This window comes from Bradyrhizobium sp. HKCCYLRH1030 (assembly GCF_051168395.1).
Classification (GTDB): Bacteria; Pseudomonadota; Alphaproteobacteria; order Rhizobiales; family Xanthobacteraceae; genus Bradyrhizobium.
In genome coordinates this window covers 1-17,499 of record NZ_JBNPUY010000008.1, presented here as the reverse complement: position 1 = coordinate 17,499, position 17,499 = coordinate 1, and the positions used below count along the sequence as shown (strand labels likewise).

Sequence of the window (17,499 nt, the reverse complement as noted above, 5' to 3'; positions counted from 1 at the left end):
CGCCGCGACATGATGCGAACTCGGGAACGGAGCACCGGCTACTTCGTCAGCAGTGCGTACGCCCCGTTCCAATCCTCGGGCGGCGGATTGACCTGGTAGTTGCGGATGCGTGCGTCATAGAGATCATAAAGCTTGGCCAAGTCTTGTCCCTGGTCGCTCTTGCGGCCGCGCTCGATCGCGGCCAGCGCCCCTTCCCAATCGCGGCTGCGATAGCTCGCCAGCATCTCGATGGTGAGGTTGCGGAGCAACTGGAAGCGCTCGGAATAAATCACGTCCTCGCGGCCGGCGATGGCGTAGATCACCTCCGGCTCGGTCTTACCCTTGACCATGATGAAGTCGAGCTCGAGAATCGCGAGCTTGTCCTTGACCGCCATCGCCGTTGCCGAGCCGACGATGATCGGAAAGCCGTATTCCTTGGTCTGGCCTTCGAGGCGCGAGGCGAGGTTGACGCTGTCGCCCAGCACCGAATAGTTCTTCTTGAGCTCCGAGCCCATGTTGCCGACGACGCCAATGCCGGTATTGAGGCCGATGCCAACGTTGAGCGGGATGTAGACATGGCCGCCATGGGCGGCCTCCTGCTCGCGCTGCCGGTTGACCTCGTCGATCTTGTCCAGCATGTCGAGTGCCGCCGTGCAGGCGTTGAGGTGATGCTCCCGGTCGTCGAGCGGCGCATTCCAGAATGCCATGATGGCATCGCCCATGTACTTGTCGACATAGCCCTTGCGCGCGATGATCGCGTCGGTCAACGGCGTCAGGAAGCGGTTCATCAGTGTCGTCAAGCCCTGCGGATCGTGCTTATAGCTTTCCGAGATCGAGGTGAAGCCGCGCACGTCCGAGAACATGATGGTCATCTCGCGCTCCTCGCCGCCGAGCACGAGTTTTTCCGGCGATTGCGCGAGCTGCTCCACCAGCACCGGCGACATGTATTGGGCGAACCAGCCGCGAATCTCCTTGCGCTGCTGCTGCTCGCGAATGAAGCTGGCGAAGATCAGCGTCAGATAGATCGCCGTGGTCGACAGCATCGGATAGGTGAAGTCGATCAAGAACCGGTGCTGCGTATAGGCGTACCAGGAGAGGCCAATCAGAACGCTTGCGAACAGGGCGCCGACGAGTACCAGCGTGACGGCACCGAGCCGCGGCGCGAACACGATCACGAGCAGACCGAAGATCACGGCACCGAAGAACTCGGCCGAAAGCCCCCAGAACGGCGGGGACAGGATCGAGTTCGTGAGGACGGATTCGAGAACCTGCGCATGCACCTCGACGCCCGGCATGGCCGGATCGACCGGCGTCGTCTTGATGTCGTTCAGGCCGATCGCGGACGGTCCGATCAGGACCAGCTTCCTTGCGATCTTCTCCCGCGGCACGCGCCCTTCGAGCACGTCGATGGCCGACACGTAGATCGACGGATCGGAGCGGGCATAGTGCACCCAGATCCTGCCTTTGCGATCCGTCGGAATCTCGAAACCGCCGATGCGAAGGCTCTTGATGCCGCCGATATCGGCCTTGATCACCAGGGTGTCAGCGCCGCTCACCACTCGAAGCATCTCGAAGCTGAGCGCCAGCATCGTGATGTCCTGCGCCTGCAGAATCATCGGCACACGACGGATGATGCCGTCGCGCTCCGGCGGGATCGTGAACAGCCCACGTCCGGACGCGGCATGCTCGATCACCGAAACGTTGCGCAACAGTCCCGGGTAGCTCTCCATGAAGCCATCGGCTTCGGGCCCGATTGTCGCAACGCCCGTGACCGGCAAGGTCTTGTCGAGATCGGCGCGGACCTCGTTGCTGGCCGTCTCACCGAGCACGATCCGCGACCGTCGCAGAGCATCGGCGAGCACCTGATCGTTCGAGGGCAGCGCCTTCAGCTTCTCGCGCGTTGCCTCGTCGAGATTGGGAAAGGTCTCGGCCGCAATCGCCGGGTTCAACCGGTCCGGCTCGGCAAACACGACGTCGAACGCAATGACGAGGGCACCGAGGCGTGTGAGCTTTTCGATGATCTCAGCGATCCGCGTCCGTGGCCACGGCCACTGACCGAGCTTGGGATCGGCGACGCTCTTCTCGTCGATATCGACGATCGTGACCGGACGCACCGTCTTCACCCGCGGGCTGAACGCCTGGAAGTTGTCGAATGTCCGCAGGCGCAGCTCCTGCATCGGCGCGGGATCGGCAGCGCGCAGCGCCGCGAAGGCGACCAGCAGCACCAGGCACATCAGGCGCGCATAGCCGAACTTGCGTGCGAACCATCGAGGAACTGCTTTCAATCGCTTCATGCAGCATCCGATATCACGCCGAGGCGGGCGATCCGAGGCGTCTGATCGTCTCCAACGAGCGCTCGGCTTGGCGACGCCGGCGCCTGCATCGCAGACGGACGTGCGGGCTCAGACGAGGTGGAAACCGTCGTGATGCGCCTTGAATTGATCCAACGTCACGCCCTTGAGCGTGAGCGTATCATGCACCGCATCGGTGATGACGGTGTCGTGGCCGCCATTGACGGACTGCGCCGACGCCACGAGCGCATCGACGCTGGCGAACAGCGAATGATCGAGCTCGACGATGTCCTTGTTGAGATCGAAATCGCCGATCGTGGCGCTGCCGAAATGCGGGTTGAAGACGAAGGTGTCGTTGCCGTCTTTGCCGAAGATCGTCACGCCGCCGCCGACATTGACGAAATTGTCGTTCTGGTCCGTGCCGTTGATCGTCGATGCGCCGTTGCCGGCCAACGTGACGGTCAGCGCCTTGGTCGCCGTTCCGCCGTGACCGTCGCTGACCTGCGCCTGATAGGTCACGGTCAGCGTGTCACCGGGATTGAGAAAATCCAGGTTCACGTCGGCCGGATGATATGTCCAGTGCAGCACCTCGGAGCCGCCATCGGATATCGCGCTGTCGAAGGTGATCGCGTGGGCGTCGGCCAGCGCCTGGACATGGGCATTCGAGGGCAGGCTCGGCAAGCCATTGTATTTGATTACGCCGTTCTGGACCACCGAAGCGGTCAGCGTGTCGCCGACATCCCTGTCGAGCACCGTCAAGGTGCCGGACATGCCGCTCGCCAATTTCACCGGCTGATCGGCAATGAAGCCGGCCGAAACATTGTCGAGTTCGAACGCATTCTGGCTGCTGGCGAGCACCACCTTGTTGAACGGCGACAGGCCGAGGAACTCGACATAGCCGTTGGAAGCCAGCGACGCCTGCCCGCCATTGGCGAGCAGCGGCGCGACGTCGCTGCCTGTGTAGGACGCCACCAGCTTGTTGCCGTTGTAGAAGGAGATGCTGTTGTAGCTGTCGACCGAGCCCCAATACAGCCCGAAGCTGTTCTTGACGCTGTCGAAGGTGATGGTCTCCTGCGCGTGGTTGCCGATGCTGAGATAGTTGGTCTTGTCGGCGCCGTCGGCCATGTAGGGCGCCGCCGACACCGGGGAGGAGCCGTGCACGATTCCCGCATTGCCGCTAGCCGTGAAGGTTGCGTGCAGCGCCTCGCTGTAGAAGCTGCCGTGACCGCGCCCGTTGTCGGAGATCGAGCCCTCCGACACGCGATCGAAGGTCTCGGTCGGCATGCCCTCGGCATTGGTCTTGGCGGTGCTCGCCAGCACGGTCGCCCGCTCGGCCAGGACGACGGTCTGCACGGTCGGATCGGTCTCGCCGGCGATGACGGGCGCGTCCGCGGCGCCATTGACCGTGATGGTCACGGGCGCGTTCTGAACGCCGCCGTGGCCGTCGGCGATCTCGATTGTGTAGGTCAGCGTCACGTGCTGGCCGGCTCCGAGATAGTCGAACGCCTTGTCGTTGGCAGCGAAGCTCCAGGCCTGCGATCCCGCACCGTTGCCGGACTCGGTGAGCGCACCGAGTGACAGCCAGCTCTTGAGCACGGACATGTCCGACGGCAAGCCGCCGTCGTTGCCCGAGGTCGCGACGTCGCCGATCACCTTCAGGACATGCGTGTCGGTGACATCCGCGTCCGTGAAGGTGATGGTGCCGCTCGCGGTGTCGAGCAGATCCGAGCCGGACTTGGCCGCACGCTCGGCGACCTCGGCCGCCAGCGCATCGCTCGTCACGACTGGCAGATCGTTGGTGCCAGTGATGGTGATGACAATGTCCGAGGCCACCATACGGCCCTGGTGATCATCGACCTGAACCTTGGTGGTCACCGTAACGGTCTGGCCGGCGCCGAGAAAATCCAGCTTCCCGTCAGCAATGGCATAGGTCCAGTCGATCTTGCCATTGTTGGCGTTGCCGCCCTGGCTGAGCTGTAGGGCGTGTTCGAGCGCAGCGATCTGATCCGAGTTCAGCTGGTTCGACAGATCGGTCTGCTGGTCAGACGCAGTCCAGGTCACGCTTTGCGTACCGATCGATGCGGTCGGCCGATCGGTCAGGTCGACATCGGCGAAATGAATGCTTCCGCTGGCTCTCTGCGGATCGGACGCCCCCGTCTGCGCTGCCGCTTCCGTGATCGCACCCGGCCGGCCGGCATCTGTGATCACCGGCGCAGTGTCATCAGCAATCAGGGTGATCAGAGTGCCACCATTCGCGTCTTTGCTACCGGCGAAATGCAAGTCGCTGAAATCGCCGACAAGTGTCAGGGCGATGCTGTGCCCTTGGCCGTCGACGACGGTAAGCACGCCCGTGTCCGCATCGTAAGACGCCGTCGTGGCCTCCGTCCATTTGATCGTCTGTAGATCGATCTTGTCGCCTACTCCGAGGCCGGCGAGTTTGGCGGAGAAGCTGGCGTCGTCGATGACGATCTCGCTGCTTCCCTTGCTGCTGAAGTCGATCGTCTGTTCGATATGGCCGTCGATCTTCAGGATGGCGTCGGCATCGACCTTGATCTGGCCGGAGCCTTGGACATCGCCAGTGATCTCGAACGTACCGCCCGTGATCTCGATCGTGCCGTCGTTGTAGATCGTTCCACTGAGGCCGCTCGTGCCGCTCGCCGTGATCGTGCCATGGACATGCAGCTCACCATCGCCGCTCACCTTGGTGTCGGCGAGATCGAGGTAAGCGCCGAGATCGACGGTGAAGACGTGGAGATTCTCGACGTCTACCCCGCTCAGCGTCACGTGACCGGCGATCTCCAGCGTGCCCGCGATCTGGATCTTCAAGGTGCCGCCCGTGAGCGTCGTGCTCCCGTCGAGCACCAACGTCGAGGGGACCGGCATCTCACCATCCTCATCGATGATGATCTGACCGTCCGTGTTATCGATGGTGACATTGTCGAACGTGGTCGCCGCCGCAGTCTCGACATGCACGATGCCGTGGTTGACGAGATCGCCGCCGGTGATCGTGCTGCTCTCGATCACTAGCACCGCGCCGTCGTCCACCTGGACTGTGCCGGAATTGTCGACGGTGACACCGGCCAGGGTCGCGGTCTCGTCTGCAGCGACCTCGAGCGTCGAGCCGTCGCCGATCGTGATGCCGACGTCGGTCAACGACGCGCCGCCCTGAACGGTCAGGATCGCCGTCATTTCCGCAAGCGGACCGGTCTCGCCGATCAGCAGTTCTCCGCCAGCGACGGCGCTGCCGTCGATCGTGCTGTCGCCGTCGACGGAGATCGTCCCATGGCTGGTGATAGCGCCGCCGGCGATGCTCGTGCCGCTCAGAGAGAGAGCACCAGCCAGCGCAATGGTGATCGCGGCGGCGTTCGCATTGGTGATCGTCTCGTCCTCGAACGCATTGCCGCTGCCGGACACGGCGATCGTGTCGAAATTGTCGAGCGTCCCGCCGATCAGCGCGGCGTGGCCGATCAGGGCCACCGCTCCGCCGGACTCGTTGATCAGCGTGCCGCCGCTGACGCGCGCCTGTGACAGGGTCAGCGTTCCGGCGTCTTCGACCGTGATCGTACCATCGGTATTGTCGATGCTGGTGTCGTTGGCGAGCGCGAGAGCGCCACCCGCCTTGATGTCGATCAGGCCGACGTTCGTGACGATCTCGTTCGAGATGGCATTTCCGGCGCCAGACACATCGACCGCGCCGAAATTGGTCAGCTGGCCATTGCTGATGTCGGCTCCGCCTTTCAGGACGAGCAGACCGTTGGCTTGCGGCGGCGTTTGCCCGTCGTTCTCCAGCGTGCCAAAATTCTGAACGATCGGCATTCCCTGGATCAGAATGGTGCCGCCATCGATGCTGCCACCCTCCAGGGTCAGCGTCGCGCCCAGGTCGACCTGGATGAGGCCGGAGCTGTCCTCATCGGCGTTGGTGACGTCGCCTTGCACGGTCAGCGTACCGCCGGACAGCTCGATCGTTCCGGTGTTGAAGATGCCGGCGTTCGCCCCGAACACGCCGCCACCAGCCAGCAGCACGGTGCCGGCATTGTGAAACTCGCTTTGCTCGAGGATCTGCACCGAGCCGCCGACGGTGATCGTCGCACCCGAGAAGTTGTAGATGAGCGAGTCGGCCTTGGCCGTCAGCGCGCCGCTGATCGTCAGCGTGCCGCTATTGTCGAGCTCCGGAACGGCGCCGCCGCCGAAATCATTCAGCGTGACCGATTTGGCATAGGCGTAGGCGTCGTCATCGATCGTCACCGGAAAGGCCGGCGTCAGGCCGTGCAGCTGATCGGTGATGATGATGACGTCATCATCGGCGGTCGGAGCCAGACCGGTTGCCCAGTTCGCGCCGTCGCTCCACAGATGAACCTGCCCCCCGCTGCTCTCGCCAGGCTGCGTCGTGGCGATCCAGACCACCGCCGGATCGTCGGTGCCGGTGATCGTCACCGTGACCGTCTGCGTCGATGTCGCGCCTTGCGAGTCCGTCACGGTCACGGTGTAGGTGAGCGTCACCTTCTGACCCGCGGGAATGAAATCCGCGACATAGACCGGCAGGTTGGCGAAGCTCCAATTGATCTTGCCGGTGCCGCTTCCGGTGCTGTCGGAGGCCAGAGACGCAGTCAGGGCCTGTTCGAACAGCGCGAACGGGGCCGGCGGAATGCTGCCGCCGCCCTCCAAAACCGCGCTGGTCAGCTTCGCCGAGACGGTATGGCTGTCCGTGAGATCAACGTCCTTGAAGGTCAGCGTGCCCGAGGTCGGATCGTCCGATGTCAGCGGACCGCCGGGCACGCTGGTGCCGCCCTCGAACGCGATGGTCTGGACGCTCGCAACGATCTCGGGCTTGTCGTTGGTCCCCGTCACGGTGATCGTGATCGGGATGAGAGCGAATTCGTTGGACGGCGCAAAGTTGTTGTCGACGCGGACGATGTAAGTCAGCGTCAGCGTTTCACCTGCCGCCAAAAAATCGAAATACTTGTCGGGAACGCTGTAGGTCAGCGTCGTCGTGCCGAAATTCTTGTTGTTCGGATCGGGCGTGACCGTGATCTTCACCGCGGTCGCCAGGACGTCCTGCAATTGTAGGGCATTCAACGAGGCCGTGACGTCGGCCTGCTGCGCGCTCTTATAGGCGTAGGAACTGAAACTGACGGACACCGTCGGCCGGTCGATGCCATTGACGTCGACGAAATTGACGCGACTGAGCACGGCGTCGAGATCGGCGCCGTTCCCAGTCTGACCGGCGCGCTCCATAATTCCGAAAGCCGTCGTCAGCCGGCCGCCGGTATCGAGAATCCTGACTTCCGGCGGACCCGGGATGTGCGACAGCTGCTCGCCGGTCTGGCCAGTCCCGGTCGTCGCGCCGGTGTCGTCGACCACGCGGATGATCGGCGTCGCGCTGGTGCCATTGGGCAAGGTCAGCGGCGTCAGCGTCTGCGGCACCCCGATGTCGGTGAAATGGGTCGTCGACTTCGGATTGCTGTTGTCGGTGAACTTCAGCGTGAAGACGTCATTGATGAGCTTCTGGATGTCCGGCGTGAGCGGGACAGCGCTCTGATTCACGATTCCGTTGCTGATCTGGATCTGCTGTCCGGCCTGATTCACCACAGCGATCGGCTGCAGCGTCGTCTTGTCGAACAGAACGTAGGAGCCGGTGTGGCCATCGGGCTCGACCAGCACCTGGAACTTGGCATCGGGCAGACTGCCCTGCCCCGGCACCGTGAAGTCGATCTCGACCAGCACGGCCGTGCCGCGAATGCCCATGGTCGCCACGGGCGTGTCGACCTTCATGTCGCCATGCTTGGCGGTCTCGCCGGCCACGAACGAGATCGTGCCGGCGACGAGGCTGATCAGCGAGGAATTGTTCGACCCGTTGGGGTCGTACACCATTTCATTCAGCACCATCCGCGCATTCGACGACAGGCCGAACACGGTGCCGTCGATGAAGGTGATGCCGAGCGTCGAATCCGAGCCGGACTGGACGACGTCGCCCTTCTCGACGTTGTCGCCGTTGTGAAGGAGGATCGAAACGCCGTTGCGGATGACCGTCGCGGTGCCCTGCAGCTTGGTCACATGGCCGATGACCTTGCTCACGCTCGCGGCCGCCCCGGCCTGGCTGACCTGCACCGCGCCGGAGAGCGCGTTGACGAGGTCGCCGGTCAGATGCGCGCCGTCCGGCGAGGCCAGCGGCGCGCGTTTCTCGCCCTTGAAATAGTCCGGCAGCACCATCTCGCGTCCGTCGGACGACAGGATCAGGTCGAGACCAGACCGCTTGAAATCGGCATTGAACAGAAAATGCGCGTCCGGAACGACGATCGCGTCGGTCGGCGCATGGGCATGCGGCGTCTCCAGCCGCACGTGACCGTGCGAAGAGGCGCCCCGGCCTTCGGAGAAAAGCGCGGCGTCAAAATTGCCAGCGTAATTCAAGGGGCCACCGACTATGGTTAATGAATACATAAGAATGAGTGTTCAAGGCGTGCATATCACTGGCAAGTGTCTGGCGGAACCACCTTCAGCTTGTGCTTCAGGTGGCCAAAAACGGCGGCTTCCGCGGGATCGCTACGATGTTGTCGAGTTTCTGCCCTCTTTAAAGCTGACCCCGGCCGAGACCTGCCAAGTCAAAATTCACGTCGCTTCAGAAAATCAAAGTAATTCCAAGTATTCATAGGCCATCCAATACCTTTGCCGACATCAACATCCGCACCGGCTTACCCCTGACAACGGATTTCAAGTGGAGGACTGCGGGTGGGAGAACAAGAATCGACGAATTGCATCAATTTGGCAGGAGCTGCGGATGGGTTCGAAGCACAACTTCACCGCGAACCCTCCAGACCTTCGCGACCATCGTTCAGCTTTCGCTAGGATTTGTCGCATCGGAGCAACACAACGTTCAGCGTAAATCCTGCGATTTGGTCGCCGGATTGCCGGTTTTAAGCAGAGGCCAAGCCTTCGCACCCATGCTGACCCCCAACAAGCATCCGGTTCCGTCAGGCGCTGCGTCGTGCCGGCCGAGATCCGGGCACGGGGCGTCACATGAATTTTCTCGCGCTGATGCGCGCATCGCTGGCGGTCGCGGCCGCCAGCGCCGCCATATGGATCGGCAGCCCAGCGGGCGCCGGTCCTGTCGCGCAGCCATTGGGGTTCGCAACCGCCATCGAGGATACGGCCGAGCCATTCGGCCTGCCGCGGGTCGGCCTGGAAGCAGGCCCGTTGCGCGACAAATGGTTGGCGCTCGCGCGCAAGCTCGAAGACGAGCGCGTGCAGCTTGCGCTGTGCGATGGCGACCGCGAGCGCTGCGTCTCCCCTGCCGCCCTCAGCCTGCTGGCGATCATCGATCAGGGCCGTCTCCGGGCGGGACGGGCAAGGCTCGGCGAGATCAATCGGGCGGTCAACCTGGCCATCCGGCCGGCCAGTGATCTCGCTCAATACGGCCAGGTGGACGTGTGGGCCTCCCCTCTCGCTACCTTCGAACGCCGTGCCGGCGATTGTGAGGACTACGCGATCGCCAAGCTCGTCGCGCTTCGGATGGCCGGCGTTGCCATCGACGATCTGCGGATCGTGATCCTGCACGATGTCGTCCGGGACGAGGATCACGCCGTCGCGGCGGCGCGCCTCGACGGGCATTGGCTGATGCTCGACAATCAGCGCATGGCGATGATCCAGGACAGCGATGCGCGGCAGGTGCGGCCGTTGTTCGTGATCGACGAGACCGGCATCTCCCGGTATCAGGCTTTGCCCCTGATGGCGGAGGTCCGGGCGCTGTCGCCTGAGGGGACGGCTTCCGTGAACTATTGACGATCGCGCATCGTTGCCGCGTGCCCACAACTTGAGACGTGGCCGGGAGTTCACGGGACGAGGACGGCAGGAATGCGGCCAGTGCGCCGACGGAACCGGCCGGCACCGAAGGACACGATGCGGCGGCTCGTTCACCGCGCCGCAACGAGTTGCATCCACATTGCAGACGCGAACCGAACGAGGCGATAGTGCCGTCATGACCCCAGGCAGCCCCGCCCTCGCCGTGCGAGGACTGACGAAATGTTTCGAGCGGCCGGCGGTCGATGCGCTCGACCTCGTGGTGCGCTCGGGTGAATTCTATGCACTGGTCGGCCCGAACGGCGCCGGCAAGACGACGACGCTGCGCATGGTCGCGGGCCTGCTGCGGCCGGATGCCGGGCGGATCGAGATCTTCGGCATCGATGCACTGCGCGACCCGATCGCCGCCAAGCAGGTGATGGCCTGGGTCTCCGACGAGCCCATGATCTACGACAAGCTCACGCCGCTCGAATATCTCGAGTTCGTCGCCGGACTGTGGGGCATCGATCCGGCGACCTCGAGTAACGCGGCAACCGAACTTCTGGTCTCGCTCGGGCTGGAGCCGCATCGGCACGAGCGCTGCGAAGGCTTTTCCAAGGGCATGCGCCAGAAGGTCGCGCTCGCCGGCGCGCTGATCCACGACCCGCGGCTGATCATCCTGGACGAGCCGCTAACGGGCCTGGACGCGGTGTCGGCGCGGCACGTCAAGGGCCTGCTCGCCGAGCGCGTCCGCCGCGGCGGCACGGTGATCATGACCACGCACATTCTCGAAGTCGCCGAGCGCATGGCCGACCGGATCGGCGTGATCGCCGCCGGGCGCGTCGTCGCCGAAGGCACTCTGGCCGAGCTGCGCCAGCAGAACGGTCGCACCGACACCAGCCTGGAGGAGTTGTTCATCGCACTGGTCAACGTCGAGTCCGCGGCATGACGCGGGCGGCGACGCTCGCCTGGTTCGCCCGTCACGAGCTCCGGCTCGCCTGGCGGGAATGGCTCGGCATGATCACGGCCGGCAGGCGCCGCCGCACGCGGGCCGCCATCATCGGTCTCGTGCTGTTCGGCGCCCTCATGCATCTGCCGGCCTGGGTCGTGGTCGGTCGCTACGCCGATCTCGAGCTGCCGCTCGACAAGACCGCGCTGATCGTCATCACCGCGACCATCATGCTGTCCTGGGCGCTGATGCTGTCGCAGGCGATCGAATCCGTCACACGCGTGTTCTACGCCCGCGCCGACCTCGATCTCATCATGTCGTCGCCGGTGCGGCTGGCCGAGATCTTCTCCGTCCGGATCGCGGCGATCGCGCTCTCCGTGACCAGCATGGCGCTGCTGCTCGCGACCCCCTTCGTCGACGTGCTGCTGATCGAGGGTGGCACGCGCTGGCTCGCGGCGTTCGTCGTGGTCGCGGCCGTCGGCCTGTCGGCGGCCGCGGTCGCCATTGCCATCACGATCGTCCTGTTCCGCCTCATTGGTCCGGCGCGAACGCGGCTGGTCGCCCAGATCCTGGCGGCCGTGATCGGCGCCGGCTTCGTCATCGTGCTGCAGATCGCGGCGATCGTCTCCTACGGCACGCTGTCGCGCTTCGCCATCCTCACCTCGGATGCCGCGGCCGCCATCGCGCCCGATCCCGACAGTCTTGTTTGGCTGCCGGCTCGAGCGGCGCTCGGCGACGGCCAGGCGCTGCTGATTCTGCTGGCAGCCGGACTGTTGTTGCTCGGCGTCGTCATGATGGTGTTCTCGCCGCGCTTCGCCGACACCGCGATCAGCGCCGCGGCCCAGGGCATCTCCAGCCGCGCCGGCGCACGCGTCAGGTCGTTTCGGGGCGGCTCGCGGCAGCAGGCGCTGCGGCGCAAGGAGTTCATGCTGCTGCGGCGCGATCCCTGGCTGATCTCGCAGACGCTGATGCAATTGCTCTATCTGGTGCCTCCGGCGCTGCTGCTGTGGCGCAGCTACTCCGACAGCTCGCAGGCGGTGTTCCTGATCACGCCGGTCGTCGTGATGGCGGCGGGCCAGCTCGCGGGCGGCCTCGCCTGGCTCACCCTCTCCGGCGAGGACGCGCCCGAGCTGGTGGCGACGGCGCCGCTGCCGGCGACGCACATCGTGCGCGCCAAGGTCGAGGTCGTGCTGATCACGATCGGGATGATCTTCGCTCCGCTCGTGCTTGCGCTCGGTTGGGTCGCACCGGCGCAGGCGGTGGTCACGGCCGTTGCCGTGCTGGTCGCGACCGTCTCCTCGACGGCCATCCAGCTCTGGTTCCGGATCCAGGCGCGTCGCAGCCAGTTTCGCCGCCGCCAGACCTCGTCGCGGCTGGCGACCTTTGCCGAGGCGTTCTCCTCGATCGGCTGGGCGGCGACCGCGGCGCTGGCGCTCGCGCTGCCCGAGGCCGCCATCGTCTGCGGCCTGACGACCGCGGGCCTGTTGCTCGCGGCCTGGAAGCTGAGCCCGGCGCGGACCTGAAGCGTTCAGCGCAGCAGCTCCGTCACGGCGGCGGCGAACGCCGCCGGCTCTTCCTGCGGCAAATTGTGGCCGGCCCGCGCGATCACGCGATGGCCGATCCGGTTGCTGAACTTCGCAGCATGCGCCTGGCCGTCCGTTGCCGGGATCACGCCGTCGGCGTCGCCATCGAGCGTGATCGTAGGCACGGTGATGACGGGCAGGGTCGCCAATCGCCTCTCCAGCTCCTGATAGCGCGGATCCCCATCGGCCAGCCCGTAGCGATGCCGATAGCTGTGGATCACGACATCGACGTGATCGGGATTGTCGAACGCTTCCGCCGCGCGCGCGAAGGTCGCATCGTCGAAGCGCCAGTGCGGCGACCATTGCTGCCACAGCAGCCGTGCGATTTCGGCGCGGTGGGCGGCGAGCCCGGCGCGGCCGCGCTCGGTCTGGAAGTACCATTGGTACCAGAACGCGAACTCGCGCGGCACCGGCGCCGGCTCCAATGCCCGCGCGATGTCCTGGATCAGATAGCCGTTCACGGAGACCAGGCCCGTGCAGCGCTCGGGCCACAGCGCCGCGCCGACGCAGGCGGCCCTGCCACCCCAATCATAGCCGGCGAACACGGCGCGCGGGATCGCCAGCGCATCCATCAGCGCGACCAGATCGGCGCCGACCGCAGCCTGCTGGCCCGAGCGCGGCGTCGATGCGTCGCGGAAACGGGTGGGTCCATAGCCGCGCAGATAGGGCACGATGACGCGGCAGCCCTGCGCGGCGAGGCGCGGCGCGACCTCGACATAGGAGTGGATATCGTAGGGATAGCCGTGCAGCAGGACAACGACGGGGCCATCGGCCGGCCCGCTCTCGACATAGGCAATGCGGAGCACGCCTGCGTCGATCTCCCGCAACGGCCGCAACATCCGATCCGTCATGCCATCTCTCCACGTCGTCGCGCCGCGCTCTCGAGCCGGGCGTTGCGCCGAGGATAGTTCTGATCCGGATTCCCCGCTACACTCACACGCGCTGTTGAAGGGGAACTGCCATGCTGCGCTCGCTGGTCTCGCTGCTTGCCGTCCTGGTCGCGTTCGCATCGCCGGCTCTGGCGCAATCGGGGCCGCGCACCAGCGAGTGCCTGGCGATGGCCGGCAACCAACCGCGCGCGATGCCGGTCAGCCTGCGCCGGACGGCGTCTGCCGGCAACGAGGTGACGATCACCTATGCCGGCCACTCGACCTACTTCATCGACACGCCGATGGGCATCCGCATCGCGACCGACTACAGCGGCGCCTATCAGGTCGGACGGCTGCCCGACGTGATCACCATGAACCGCGCGCATTCGACGCACTACACGCTGGCCCCCGATCCGCGCATCCCGCATGTGCTGCGCGGCTGGGGCGACGACGGCAAGCCGGCCCAGATCTTCGAGCGAATCGGCGACGTGCTGATCCGCAACATCACCACCGACATCCGCCGCTATTTCGGAGATTCCATCGGCATCGACATGATCAAGGACGGCAACTCGATCTTCATCTTCGAAGTCGCCGGCCTGTGCATCGGCCATCTCGGCCACCTGCACGTCAAGCTCGACGAGACGCATTTCGCCGCGATCGGCCGGCTCGACGTGGTGATGGTGCCGATCGACGGCACCTACACGATGTCGCTCGACGGCATCTCGGAGATCACCAAGCGGCTGCGCGCCTCGGTGGTGCTGCCGATGCACCGCTTCGCGACGCCGCTCGACGAGTTCATGCGCAAGATCGGCCAGCAGTTCGAGATCGACCGCCGCGCCGAGCGCACCTTGAAGATGTCGCGCGAGCTGCTGCCACAGGTCCCGACCGTGATCATCCTCGACGGCGTCTAGGCGCCCGCAAGGCTGGTGCCGCGGCGGCCTTCCGGCGTCAGGAACATGCGCTTGAGCTTGTTGATGACCCGCACCGCGAGGCCGAGCACGTAGGGCTGCGTCTTCAGGCAGAAGGCGAGCTTCTTGACGTGGCCCTCGACATGCCATTTGGCATGCGCGCCGTCGCGGAAGAAGATCACGTCGCCTGGCCCGTAGCGCTTCGCCGGCATGCCCTCGCTCTCCAGCGTGATCGCGCCTTCGAGGATCAGGATGGTCTCGTCGAAATCGTAGTACCAGTTGAACTTGCCCTCGGTGCAATGCCAGACGATGGTCGAGCCCAGCCCGTCGCTGCTGCGCGCGATGGTGCAGGAGGTCGCGGTCGGATTGCCCTCGATGATCCAGGACGGCTCGATCGGAGCGGGCGCCAGGTCGACGGCGAGATTGGCGGTTTCGATCAAGGACGGAGACATCTTGGACCTCAAATGCATGGGACTGAAATGACCGGGCGAACGCCGGCATGAGCCTGCGACCGTAGCCGATTGCACCTAATGGCTGCTTTCCGCGATCGTTAAGATTTGAACAGACCACCGCGGCCAGCCGTCGCATCACAAACACGCAAGCGCTATAAACTTCACGCGAACGCCGCAATTTGTTCGCGGCCTCGCCAAACCTGCTGATCTACTGTTTGCTCGCATTGCAAGATGCGGACAGGCGCCCCTCCGGTCGCCCTGCCCATCCTGCGCCGTGCCGTCACCTTTAAAGATTTTCCGCCTTCGCAGAGATAAGGATTTCCCAGGATGCGCCGACTGAGCCTCGCACTCGCCCTCACGCTGTCCGCCGCCGCCCTTGCAACCAGCAACCTCGTCATGGCGGGCGAAACGCCCGCCCCCGAAAACGCCAAGGCCTACTTCATCAACCTGAAGGACGGCGACACCGTCTCCTCGCCGGTCCTGATCCGCTTCGGCCTGTCCGGCATGGGCGTCGCGCCGTCCGGCACCGAGGCTCCCAACACCGGGCACCACCACCTGCTGATCGACGCGCCCGCGCTCGAGGGCGACGCACTCAACGAGGCGATCCCGGTCGATGCCGGCCACGTGCATTTCGGCAAGGGCCAGACCGAAGCCTCGGTCAATCTCACGCCGGGCAAGCACACCTTGCAGCTCGTGCTCGGCGACTGGAGCCACATCCCCCACAACAAGCCGGTGATGTCGGAGCGGATCACGATCGACGTGCAGGCCACCACCGGCAGCGCCAAGCAGTAGGCAGGTTCGATCGACGACGACACCGCCGCGAGCATCGCTCGCGGCTCGCTTCGGGCCGGTGCACGCGTGGCGCCGGCCCGTCATGCGTCAGGCCCACTCGCCCTTGCGGAACACCGGGACGCGGCGGCCATCTTCATGGAGGCCGTCGATGTCGGTGTCGGCCGCGCCGATCATCCAGTCGATGTGGATCAGGCTCTGGTTGCCGCCCTGGGCGGCGATCTGCTGCGGCGACAGCGACGTGCCGTTGACGAAGCATTTGGAGTAGCACTGGCCGAGCGCGATGTGCGAGGCCGCGTTCTCGTCGAACAGCGTGTTGTAGAACAACAGGCCGCTCTTGGAGATCGGCGAGGAGTGCGGCACCAGCGCGACTTCGCCGAGCCGGCGCGCGCCCTCGTCGGTGTCGAGCACTTTGTTCAGCACCTCTTCGCCCTTCGAAGCCCTCGCCTCGACGATGCGCCCCTCCTCGAATCTGACCTGGATGTTGTCGATCAGCGTGCCCTGATAGGACAGCGGCTTGGAACTGACGACGTGACCCGACACACGGCGGCAATGCGGCGTCGTGAACACTTCCTCGGTCGGAATGTTGGCGTTGCAGGTGATGCCGTTCTTGGCAGTCGAGGCGCCGCCCTCCCATTCATGGCCGTCGGCGAGACCGATCGTCAGGTCCATGCCGGGTCCGGTGTAATGCAGCGCGCTGAAGCGCTGGCCGTTGAGCCACTCGGTGCGCTCGCGCAGCACCGCGTTGTGGCGCTCCCAGGCAGACACGGCATCCTCGCGGTCGACACGCGACGCTGCGAAGATCGCATCCGCGAGCTTCGCCACCGCGACCTCCTCCGGCACGTCCGGGAAAACCAGCTTGGCCCAGGACGGGCTCGGATAGGCGATGATGTTCCAGTTGGTCTCGAAATTGGTGATCTTTTCCAGCGCCGGCTGATAGGCCTTGGAGTTGGCCTTGCTGGCGCGCGCCACCTTGCCCGGATCCTGGCCGGACAGCAGCATCGGATTGTCGCCGACGATGGCGAGCCGCGCGGTGTTCTCCGAGAACGCCTTGGCCATGCCCTGATAGAGCCAGTCGGCGGCGCGATCGAAGCTGTTGTCACGGCCAAAACGGTAGCGCGCCAGCGTCAGCTCCTCGTCGGAGAAGAACGAGGTCACGATCCCGGCGCCGGCCTTGTAGGCGTGCTCGGCGACCTTGCGCACCAGCGGCAGCGCCACCGACGGCGCGGTCAGCAGCAGATCCTGACCCGGCTGCAATTGCAGGCCAACCTTCACCGCCACCTCGGCCAGGCGGTCGAGCTTGACGGGATCGATGGCAGTATCGAAGCTGCTGAAATGTGCGGTCATCAGGGGATCCAGTTCCGTTTCTTTGCGGTGTTGAAGAGATAGGCCAATCGATGGGGCGGTCAATGGCGAAGGGGAGACGGCTCCTGCATCGCCTCTCCGCCCTCGTCGCCGTGCAGGGCATGGCCCGGACAACTGCCGTGAAGGTGTTCGGAGACATAGCCGACACCTCAAAACGGGCCCTATGGATCCGCATCAGTCGCTCTCCAAAGCTAAGCCACGAGCTCGGTGCCCCCCTCCCCTGGAGGGGGAGGGTCGCCTCGCGTTGAGCGAAGCGAAACGTGAGGCGGGGTGGGGTGATCTCTCCACGTGCACAAGCGCTCGCGGAGAGATCACCCCACCCCGCTCGCCCGCTTCGCGTGCGACCGACCCTCCCCCTCCAGGGGAGGGTGGGCACCGAGCCATTGGCGCCGTCGTGATCAACAATTTTGAGGCATATGGGATGTGCATATGGGGATGTGCGTCCGTAGCCTCGCGGCGCCCCGGGCGTCCGAGTGATACAGTGGTCTCACCCTCTTCAAACGAGAGGGTGCAGGGAAGGCCGGACCTCGACTGAGGCCCG

At 64.9% G+C, this 17,499-nt stretch carries 10 protein-coding genes; 5 read left to right on the top strand and 5 right to left on the bottom strand.

Going from position 1 to position 17,499, the window contains the following annotated elements:
• Positions 1-38 precede the first annotated feature (38 nt).
• Together ACQR1E_RS22780 and ACQR1E_RS22775 are read right to left on the bottom strand one after the other, a co-directional pair.
• Positions 39-2,273, bottom strand: a complete 2,235-nt coding sequence (locus tag ACQR1E_RS22780; RefSeq protein ID WP_434897609.1) for a CHASE2 domain-containing protein — start codon at positions 2,271-2,273, stop codon at positions 39-41.
• 108 nt (positions 2,274-2,381) lie between these two features.
• Positions 2,382-8,678: an Npun_F0296 family exosortase-dependent surface protein gene (locus ACQR1E_RS22775; RefSeq protein WP_434897608.1), complete on the bottom strand. Its 6,297-nt coding sequence runs from the start codon at positions 8,676-8,678 to the stop codon at positions 2,382-2,384.
• Between the two features lie 606 nt (positions 8,679-9,284).
• Between ACQR1E_RS22775 and ACQR1E_RS22770 the strand changes: the two genes are divergently transcribed.
• The 3 genes from ACQR1E_RS22770 to ACQR1E_RS22760 all read left to right on the top strand — a co-directional run bounded on the left by ACQR1E_RS22770 (position 9,285) and on the right by ACQR1E_RS22760 (position 12,515).
• On the top strand, positions 9,285-10,046 hold the full coding sequence (locus ACQR1E_RS22770) for a transglutaminase-like cysteine peptidase (RefSeq protein WP_315825911.1): 762 nt from the start codon (positions 9,285-9,287) through the stop codon (positions 10,044-10,046).
• Between the two features lie 196 nt (positions 10,047-10,242).
• Positions 10,243-10,992, top strand: a complete 750-nt coding sequence (locus tag ACQR1E_RS22765; protein ID WP_434897607.1) for an ABC transporter ATP-binding protein — start codon at positions 10,243-10,245, stop codon at positions 10,990-10,992.
• A complete protein-coding gene (locus tag ACQR1E_RS22760) occupies positions 10,989-12,515 on the top strand; it encodes a permease (RefSeq protein ID WP_434897606.1) in 1,527 nt (508 codons plus the stop codon). Before ACQR1E_RS22765 ends, ACQR1E_RS22760 begins: the two co-directional genes overlap by 4 nt.
• Before the next feature lie 5 nt (positions 12,516-12,520).
• On the opposite strand, the gene ACQR1E_RS22755 is transcribed toward ACQR1E_RS22760, so the two are convergent.
• Positions 12,521-13,426, bottom strand: a complete 906-nt coding sequence (locus ACQR1E_RS22755; protein ID WP_434897605.1) for an alpha/beta fold hydrolase — start codon at positions 13,424-13,426, stop codon at positions 12,521-12,523.
• A 110-nt stretch (positions 13,427-13,536) separates the two neighbouring features.
• Here ACQR1E_RS22755 and ACQR1E_RS22750 point away from each other — a divergent pair, with 110 nt between their 5' ends.
• Complete coding sequence (locus tag ACQR1E_RS22750) at positions 13,537-14,355, top strand: MBL fold metallo-hydrolase (protein ID WP_434897604.1); 819 nt, start codon at positions 13,537-13,539, stop codon at positions 14,353-14,355.
• On the opposite strand, the gene ACQR1E_RS22745 is transcribed toward ACQR1E_RS22750, so the two are convergent.
• Positions 14,352-14,804, bottom strand: coding sequence for a cupin domain-containing protein (locus ACQR1E_RS22745; RefSeq protein ID WP_315754973.1), 453 nt, complete (start codon positions 14,802-14,804; stop codon positions 14,352-14,354). The genes ACQR1E_RS22750 and ACQR1E_RS22745 overlap by 4 nt on opposite strands.
• Positions 14,805-15,131: 327 nt before the next feature.
• On the opposite strand from ACQR1E_RS22745, the gene ACQR1E_RS22740 reads away from it, so the two are divergent.
• Entirely contained in the window at positions 15,132-15,596 is a 465-nt protein-coding gene (locus ACQR1E_RS22740; protein WP_315713700.1) for a DUF4399 domain-containing protein, read from the top strand.
• A gap of 87 nt (positions 15,597-15,683) precedes the next feature.
• On the opposite strand, the gene ACQR1E_RS22735 is transcribed toward ACQR1E_RS22740, so the two are convergent.
• Positions 15,684-16,940: an aminopeptidase gene (locus tag ACQR1E_RS22735; RefSeq protein ID WP_316201516.1), complete on the bottom strand. Its 1,257-nt coding sequence runs from the start codon at positions 16,938-16,940 to the stop codon at positions 15,684-15,686.
• Positions 16,941-17,499: the final 559 nt, after the last annotated feature.

Bases quoted from the DNA above. Each gene is read 5' to 3' on its own strand.
- ACQR1E_RS22780 (WP_434897609.1), bottom strand. From the start codon at position 2,273: ATGAAGCGATTGAAAGCAGTTCCTCGATGGTTCGCACGCAAGTTCGGC.
- ACQR1E_RS22770 (WP_315825911.1), top strand. From the start codon at position 9,285: ATGAATTTTCTCGCGCTGATGCGCGCATCGCTGGCGGTCGCGGCCGCC.
- ACQR1E_RS22765 (WP_434897607.1), top strand. From the start codon at position 10,243: ATGACCCCAGGCAGCCCCGCCCTCGCCGTGCGAGGACTGACGAAATGT.
- ACQR1E_RS22760 (WP_434897606.1), top strand. From the start codon at position 10,989: ATGACGCGGGCGGCGACGCTCGCCTGGTTCGCCCGTCACGAGCTCCGG.
- ACQR1E_RS22755 (WP_434897605.1), bottom strand. From the start codon at position 13,426: ATGACGGATCGGATGTTGCGGCCGTTGCGGGAGATCGACGCAGGCGTG.
- ACQR1E_RS22750 (WP_434897604.1), top strand. From the start codon at position 13,537: ATGCTGCGCTCGCTGGTCTCGCTGCTTGCCGTCCTGGTCGCGTTCGCA.
- ACQR1E_RS22745 (WP_315754973.1), bottom strand. From the start codon at position 14,804: ATGTCTCCGTCCTTGATCGAAACCGCCAATCTCGCCGTCGACCTGGCG.
- ACQR1E_RS22740 (WP_315713700.1), top strand. From the start codon at position 15,132: ATGCGCCGACTGAGCCTCGCACTCGCCCTCACGCTGTCCGCCGCCGCC.
- ACQR1E_RS22735 (WP_316201516.1), bottom strand. From the start codon at position 16,940: ATGACCGCACATTTCAGCAGCTTCGATACTGCCATCGATCCCGTCAAG.